Genomic DNA, 3,599 nt, shown 5'->3' with positions numbered 1-3,599 from the left:
CCGCCCGCCGCGCCGACCGCGCTGCCCCCCAGGCCCTCCAAAGCATGGAGCCAATCCCCCCTGAAACGGGTGTGACCCTCCTCAAAGCGCTGCTGGCGGAAACTGTGCCCCAGGTCGCCGTGCTGCCTTATGCCAAACCGCAAGCCCCTGCCGCCACATCTGCACCCATTGCCATCTCCTGGTTTGAGCAAATTCGCCAGTTGCCAACAGGCGATCGCCCTGCCGCCCTCACCGCCCGCCTCCAGCAAGCCGTCGCCAACCTGCTGGGTCGCCCTGCCACCAGTCTTGACCCGCATCAGGGCTTCACCGACCTCGGCCTCGACTCCCTCACCACCATCGAGCTAACCCACCAGTTGCAACAGCAAGTGCCCCAGCCGTTGCCCAACGCGCTGCTCTACAGCTATCCCACCATCGCCACCCTTACGGAATACCTGCTGCATCTGCTGGAACCCAACTTTGACACCGCCGAATCATCTGAATCGTCAACTCAAAAGAACGAAGTAGCGAACGGAAGCGAGAATGACTCTCCACGCGAAACCTCGAGTAGTTTTGCGAATAGCCTGTCGAACGATCCTGAAGCGGCGATCGCCCAACTCACCGAAGCCGAAGCCGAAGCCCTCCTGCTCAGCGAACTCGACCGCCTCAACCTCAACCCCTAACCCCAAAATCTAAAATCCAAAATCTAAAATCTAAAATCCAAAATCCCCCATGACCGAAGCCTCCCCCACCAAACGCGCCCTCCTGGCGATTCAGCAACTCCAGGCAAAGCTAGAGGCGCTGGAGGCAGAAAGGCACTCGCCGATTGCCATTGTGGGCATGGGCTGTCGCTTTCCCGGTGCGGAGACGCTGGACGACTTTTGGGCGCTGCTGTACGCGGGCAAAGACGCGATTACCGAAATTCCGGGCGATCGCTGGAACCTTGACCAATACTACAGTCCAGACCTCAGCGCAGCGGGTAAGATGTACACGCGGCACGGCGGCTTTGTGCCCCATCTGCACGACTTTGACGCGGCTTTTTTTCGCATTGCGCCCCGCGAAGCCGCCAGCCTCGACCCGCAGCAGCGCCTCCTGCTGGAAGTGAGTTGGGAAGCGCTGGAGCAGGCCGGCATTTCGCCCCACCGCCTGTTGGGACAATCGGTCGGCGTGTTTGTTGGCATCTGCGGCATCGACTACTGGCATCAGCTTTTGCAGCAAGACCCCAGCACGATCGATGCTTACTTGACCACGGGAAATACCCACAGCACCGCTGCTGGCCGCTTATCTTATCTGCTGGGCAGCACCGGGCCGAGCATGGCGATCGACGCAGCCTGTGCCTCTTCTCTCGTTGCCGTGCATCTGGCCTGCCAAAGCTTGCGCCAGCGGGAATGCGACCTGGCGATCGTCGGCGGGGTGAACCGGATTTTGTCGCCGGAGATGATGGTGAACTTTTGCAAGGCGAAGATGCTGTCTGCAACCGGACGCTGCCACAGCTTTGATGCCAGCGCCGACGGCTTTGTCCGCTCCGAAGGCTGCGGCGTGGTGGTGCTAAAGCGGCTGGACGAGGCCCTAGGCGATCGCAACTTTGTGCAAGCGGTGATCCTGGGTTCCGCCACCAATCACGACGGCCGCTCCAGCGGGCTGACCGTGCCCAACGGACTGGCGCAGCAGGCTGTGATCCGCCAAGCCCTGAAGCAGAGCCGCCTAGAGCCGCAGCAGGTCAGCTATCTGGAAGCCCACGGCACGGGCACAGTGCTGGGCGACTCCATCGAGCTAGAGGCCCTGGGGCAGGTGTTTGGTGCGTCTGGAACAGATCGCGCCGTGAATCGCCCCGACCCGCTCTGGATTGGCTCCGTCAAACCCAACATTGGGCATCTAGAAGCCGCCTCTGGCATGGCTGGGCTGATTAAAGTGGTGCTTGCGCTCCAGCATCAAACCCTGCCGCCCCATCTGCATCTGCGCCAGCCCAACCCGCAAATCAACTGGGCCCAACTGCCGCTGAAAGTGCCCACTGCCCCCACCCCCTGGAACGGGCCGCGCCGCATTGCCGGGGTGAATGCCTTCGGCTTTAGCGGAGCCAATGCCCACGTAGTGCTGACGGAAGCGCCCGCGCCTGAATCCGCCCGCCTGCTCCCCTATCCGCTGCACCTGCTGACCCTCTCTGCCCGCACCGAAGCCGCCCTGCGCCAACTGGTCGAGCGCTATGTGCAGCATTTGCAGCGGCATCCCGATTTCCCCATCGCCGACCTCTGCTGGACGGCCAACACGGGGCGATCGCCCCTGCCCCAGCGCCTTGCCATCCTCACCGATTCCCTGCCAGACCTGCTGCAAAAACTGCATTCCGTCCTACAAGGCACATCTGCACCGGGCATTCTCCAGGGCCGCGCCCAGCCCACCGCGCCCGCCCTCCAGATTCACTACACCGCCGCGTCCCAGCCGCCCACGGCATCCACCCGCTACCTGTCGCCCGACACCGCCGCTGGCCAACTTCCCGACATTGCCACCGCCTTTGTGCAAGGCAGCGAATTGACCTGGCACGATGGCGATCGCCGCTATTTTCAGCAAACCGTCGCCCTGCCCACCTACCCCTTCCAGCGCCAGCCCTGTGGCCCAATTCCTGCCCCCTAATCCGTCTCCCCTGGAACTGGCACCTGCTATACAATGCGGGGGAGTTGGTTTTTCTGAACTCTGGTTGCCTATGAAAATTTCACTTCAATTCGGTTGGACTTGGTTGACAGCGCTGCTGAGCGCGTCTGCTGTCTTGACCTCAGCGCTGGGAACAGGGCTGGCCGCCGCACCAACCGCTGCCCCCCCAGGAAGCTTGCCCTCGACGGAATTCTCAAGCACCGCCCCAACGGAGTTGCTGCGGCTGCCCGATGCGGTGGCGACGGCTCCCGGTGTCACGATTTCAGGCGAAAACGGACGGTTTGTAGGGCAGGTGGTGATCAACGGCTCCGCTGCTGCCGCTTGGGCCGTGTTGACTGACTACAACAACTTTGCGTCGTTTTTGCCCAATGTTGAATCCAGCCGCCTGCTGAGCCGCAATGGTAATCAGGTTACGTTCGAGCAGGTGAATGTGCTGCGGGTGGCCTCGGTGCCCGTGCGAAACCGCGTCACCGTCGCTTCGTCCGAGCAGCGACCTTCGCAGATTCAGTTTGTGGTGATGGACGGCAACGAGCCGATCATGCAGGGCGTTTGGCAGCTTCAGCAAGCCTCGGCCCGCCAGTTGGTGTTGACCCATCAGGTGGTTATTTCCCCAAGCTCTGACCTGATGCGCGATGTCTACTCGCGGGTTTATCGCGGCGAACTGGAGACGACTCTAGTCTCCCTGCGTCGAGAAATTGAGCGCCGTAGCCGATGAACCCACCCAAACACGCCATCATCACGGGCGGCTCTAGCGGCATTGGGCTGGCGATCGCCCACCGATTGGCCGCCCAGGGAACCTCCCTCTCGCTGATTGCCCGCACCCCCGAAAAGCTAGAGGCGGCGCGGGCGCAGCTTGAAGCCAAGCGGCGCTTGCCCGACCAGCAGGTCTTCACCGTTGCCGCCGACGTGGCCGATCGAGCGCAGGCAGACCAGGCCGTGCAGCGGGCGATCGCCCAGTTGGGCCCACCGGATTGGCT

At 62.5% G+C, this 3,599-nt stretch carries 4 protein-coding genes; all 4 read left to right on the top strand.

Annotated features, from left to right (window positions below; translation table 11 throughout):
- Nucleotides 1-659 (top strand): acyl carrier protein (locus tag IGS51_RS17285; protein WP_297080060.1); only part of this gene is annotated, 659 nt, incomplete at its 5' end.
- Between the two features lie 49 nt (nucleotides 660-708).
- Complete coding sequence (locus IGS51_RS17280; RefSeq protein WP_297080059.1) at nucleotides 709-2,604, top strand: polyketide synthase; 1,896 nt, start codon at nucleotides 709-711, stop codon at nucleotides 2,602-2,604.
- 70 nt (nucleotides 2,605-2,674) lie between these two features.
- Nucleotides 2,675-3,337: an SRPBCC family protein gene (locus tag IGS51_RS17275; protein WP_297080058.1), complete on the top strand. Its 663-nt coding sequence runs from the start codon at nucleotides 2,675-2,677 to the stop codon at nucleotides 3,335-3,337.
- Nucleotides 3,334-3,599: SDR family NAD(P)-dependent oxidoreductase (locus IGS51_RS17270; protein WP_297080057.1), on the top strand; the 266-nt coding region annotated here is incomplete at its 3' end. The genes IGS51_RS17275 and IGS51_RS17270, both read left to right, overlap by 4 nt.

The sequence above is a fragment of the Thermoleptolyngbya sp. M55_K2018_002 genome, from assembly GCF_015295965.1.
Classification (GTDB): Bacteria; Cyanobacteriota; Cyanobacteriia; order Elainellales; family Elainellaceae; genus Thermoleptolyngbya; species Thermoleptolyngbya sichuanensis.
The sequence above is the reverse complement of the archived record's forward strand: the minus strand, read 5'-3'. Positions and strand labels throughout refer to the sequence as shown.